At 75.7% G+C, this 3,532-nt stretch carries 4 protein-coding genes; all 4 read right to left on the reverse strand.

The features are described from left to right. Positions 1-107 precede the first annotated feature (107 nt). Positions 108-518: a peptide-methionine (R)-S-oxide reductase MsrB gene (msrB, locus tag FNQ90_RS16415; protein ID WP_182607072.1), complete on the reverse strand. Its 411-nt coding sequence runs from the start codon at positions 516-518 to the stop codon at positions 108-110. Positions 519-544: 26 nt separating this feature from the next. Then, positions 545-1,942, reverse strand: coding sequence for a UDP-N-acetylmuramate--L-alanine ligase (murC, locus tag FNQ90_RS16420; RefSeq protein WP_228471305.1), 1,398 nt, complete (start codon positions 1,940-1,942; stop codon positions 545-547). Between the two features lie 148 nt (positions 1,943-2,090). Then, positions 2,091-2,558: an indole-3-glycerol phosphate synthase gene (locus tag FNQ90_RS16425; RefSeq protein WP_182607073.1), complete on the reverse strand. Its 468-nt coding sequence runs from the start codon at positions 2,556-2,558 to the stop codon at positions 2,091-2,093. A gap of 207 nt (positions 2,559-2,765) precedes the next feature. After that, positions 2,766-3,509, reverse strand: coding sequence for a pyrimidine reductase family protein (locus tag FNQ90_RS16430; protein ID WP_182607075.1), 744 nt, complete (start codon positions 3,507-3,509; stop codon positions 2,766-2,768). Positions 3,510-3,532: the final 23 nt, after the last annotated feature.

Raw genomic sequence — 3,532 nt, forward strand, 5'->3', positions numbered from 1 at the left:
CTCCGGGCCCCTCCCCGGCCCCGTCACGACGCGGGGCGCCGCCCGTCTCCCCGGGCGCGGGAAGAGGGGCGGCGCCCCGGTGATCGGCGCCCCGGGCGCCGTGGTGCTCAGCCCACGACCGGCTCCAGCCGGATGGCGATGGAGTTGATGCAGTACCGCTGGTCGGTCGGGGTGTCGTAGCCCTCGCCCTCGAAGACGTGCCCCAGGTGACCGCCGCAGGTCGCGCAGCGGACCTCGGTGCGGGGGCGGCCCGGCAGCGAGTTGTCCGGCAGCAGCTCGACGGCGTCGGAGTCGGCCGGGTCGTAGAAGGACGGCCACCCGCAGTGGCTCTCGAACTTGGTGCCCGAGCGGAAGAGTTCGGTGCCGCAGCCCCGGCAGGTGTAGATCCCGACGGTCTTCGTCTCGTTGTACTCGCCGGTGAACGGCCGCTCCGTACCCGCCTCGCGGAGCACGTGGTACTCCTCCGGGGTGAGCTCCGAGCGCCATTCCTCGTCGGACTTCTCGACCTTGTATCCCATGATTCGGGGTGCTCCTCGGTCTCGGTTCAGTGCGTGCGCGACAGTCGGGCCAGGATCTCCGGCCCGAGGTCGGTGACGTCGCCCGCGCCCATGGTGACCACCAGGTCACCGGGGCGGGCCAGGTCGGCGACGGTCGCCGGGATGTCGGCGGCGTCGGCGTGACGGACGTCGGCGCCGGCCGACGCGGCGGACGCGACGACCAGTTCGGAGGTGATGCCGGGCAGCGGGTCCTCCCGTGCCGGGTAGATGTCCAGCACGAGCGAACGGTCGGCCAGGGCGAGGGCCCGGCCCATCTCCGTCCCCAGTTCACGGGTGCGGCTGAACAGGTGCGGCTGGTAGACCACCACGACCCGCCCGCCCTCGGCGGCCTCGCGCAGCGCCCGCAGGTCGGCGGTCATCTCGGTGGGGTGGTGGGCGTAGGAGTCGATGACCCGCACGCCCGCCTCCTCGCCGCGGATCTGCAGCCGGCGCGCCACCCCGGTGTAGGAGCCCAGTGCCCCGGCCAGTTCGGCGGCCGGCAGGCCGGCGGCCACGCCCGCGGCGAGCGCGGCGACGGCGTTGTGCGCGTAGTGCCGGCCGGGCACGTTCACCGCGAAGGACAGCTCCGAGCCGTCCAGCAGGACGGTGACCTCGCTCGCCAGGCCCTTGGGCAGCACCCGCAGCACCCGCACGTCGGCGTCCCCCGCATCACCGCAGGTCACCAGCCGGGGGGCGGTGTCACGGGCGCGCAGTCGGGCGGTCAGCTCCCGGGCGCCGGGCTCGTCGGCGTTCACCACCAGGGTGCCGCCGGGCCGGATCCGGTCGGCGAAGGCGAGGAAGGAGTCGTAGATCTCCTCGATGGAGGCGTAGTTGGCGTGGTGGTCCAACTCCGCGTTGAGGATGATCGCCACGTCGGGGGCGTAGTGCAGGAAGCTGCGGTCGCTCTCGTCGGCCTCGGCGACGAACCACTCCCCGCCGCCGCTCTCGGCGTTGGTTCCGGGGCCGGCGAGGTCGCCGCCGATGGCGTAGCCGGGCTCCAGGCCCATGGTGCGCAGGGCGACGGCGAGCATGGAGGTGGTGGTGGTCTTGCCGTGGGTGCCGGCGACGGCCAGCGCCCGGCGCCCCTCCATCACCCGGGCCAGCGCCTCGGCCCGGTGCAGCACCGGCAGGCCGCGCTCCCGGGCGGCGGCCAGCTCGGGGTTCTCCTCCCGGATGGCGCTGGAGATCACGACGCAGTCGGCGTCATCGGCCAGGTGCCCGGCCGCGTGGCCGATGTGCACGGTCGCGCCCAGCTCGCGCAGGGCCGCCGCCCCGGGGGACTCGCGGGCGTCGCTGCCGGCGACACGCACGCCGCGCTGGGCCAGGATTCTCGCGATGCCCGACATGCCCGCGCCCCCGATGCCGATGAAGTGCGGGTGTGCCATCCCGGCCGGACCTGCTGTCATGCGTGCGTCTCCCTCGTCGTGCGTGCCCATCGATTGTCGCACCGCGCGGGGGCGCGGAACGGCAACGGGGCCGGCCGACGGGAGATCGCGCGCGGGTGCGCGGGTGGGCCCGGCGCCGGCCGGGCGGGGCCCCGGGGTCGGCTCCGGGTCACTCCCCGTGCGCGAAGAGCTTGAGGACCGGTACCCCCACCCGGCGGCGGGCCCGCGAGGCCCAGTCACGGCGGAAGAACTCCTCGACGTAGTGCGGGTCGGTCAGCACCACCACCTCGTCGGCGCCGGTCTCGGTCACCACGGCGGCCAGCGCGTCGAGGGGATGGTCCTCGACGACCCGACCGACCGCCTGCGCCCCGAACGCCCGCAGCGCGTCCAGCGAGCGGAGCAGGCCCCGCTCGGCCGGCGGACGGGCGTCCTCGCCCTCGGGCTCGTCGCCCTCCCGGGCCGCCTCGCCGAACTCGCCGAGCGCCACGTCGTCCACGGCCCGCAACAACCGGTCGCGGTCCCCGCGCGGCCGCATGAGGACCACCACCGACTGCGGCTCATCGCCGTGCAGGGTGGTGATGAGTTCGACGTCCGCGGCCACCAGCGGCTTCTCGATCATGAGGACGGTCGTGATCACGGCTCGACACCTTTCCGCGGGCGGGCCCGGGGCACCGGCCGGCGCCGGGGCGCGGGGCGGTGGTCCGGGTGACTCATGGGGGTAGTGTTCCCCGCCGGATGCCCGGGAATCGGGCATTCCGTCCGGCCGACGTCGGGGCCGCGACGGCCCCCGGGCGGCGGCGCGCGGTCGGTGGACGGCCCGCCGCCGGGCCCGGGCGCGCGGGGGTCACCGGTTGGCCGGGCGGCTGGTGTACCGGGTGAAGAGGAAGCCGTCCTCCTCCAGGATCGAGACCGGTTCCAGCTCGCGCGGGACCTCCACGCCGTCGCCGCCCCGGGCGATCCGCCCGGCGTCACCGGCCGTCAGGCGGGGCGAGACGGTCAGGCACAACTCGTCCAGCACCCCGGCGGTGACGAACCGTCCCAGCAGTCCCGGCCCGCCCTCGGTGAGCTGGCGGCGGTACCCCAGCGCGGCCAGTTCGGTCCGCACCCGCGCCGGGTCCACGGTCGGGCCGTCCCCCGCGAACACGATCCCGACGCCGGCGGCCCGGGCCGCCGCCAGGCGTTCCGGCGGCGCCGCCTCACCCGTCACCACCAGGGTCGGCACGACGGGCTCGGTGAACAGTGGCCGCGAGAAGTCCAGGTCCAGGCCGGCGCTGACCACCGCGATCGCCGCCACCGGCTCCTGTCCGGCGGCGGCCCGGGCCGCCGCGAACTCCTCGCGGCGGCGCGCCGGCCGGTACTCCTCGGACCGCACGGTGCCCGCACCGACCACGACCACGTCCGCCAGCGCACGCAGCACCCCGAAGATCCGCATGTCGGCGGGGCAGGACAGCGGCTGTGAGCGGCCTCCGTGGTGGCCCGCGCCGTCCAGCGAGGTGACCATGTTGGCGCGCAGCCACCCCTCCGCCGGCAGGGGGTCGGGGTACGCGTAGGCGGCGGCCAGGTCGGCGAGCGACCACTGCTCCCCCACGGGGCCCCCGGGGGGAGGGGAAC

Origin of the sequence: Streptomyces alkaliphilus, from assembly GCF_014141535.1 — a bacterium.
Lineage (GTDB): Bacteria > Actinomycetota > Actinomycetes > Streptomycetales > Streptomycetaceae > Streptomyces > Streptomyces alkaliphilus.

Bases quoted from the DNA above. Each gene is read 5' to 3' on its own strand.
- msrB (WP_182607072.1), bottom strand. From the start codon at position 518: ATGGGATACAAGGTCGAGAAGTCCGACGAGGAATGGCGCTCGGAGCTC.
- murC (WP_228471305.1), bottom strand. From the start codon at position 1,942: ATGACAGCAGGTCCGGCCGGGATGGCACACCCGCACTTCATCGGCATC.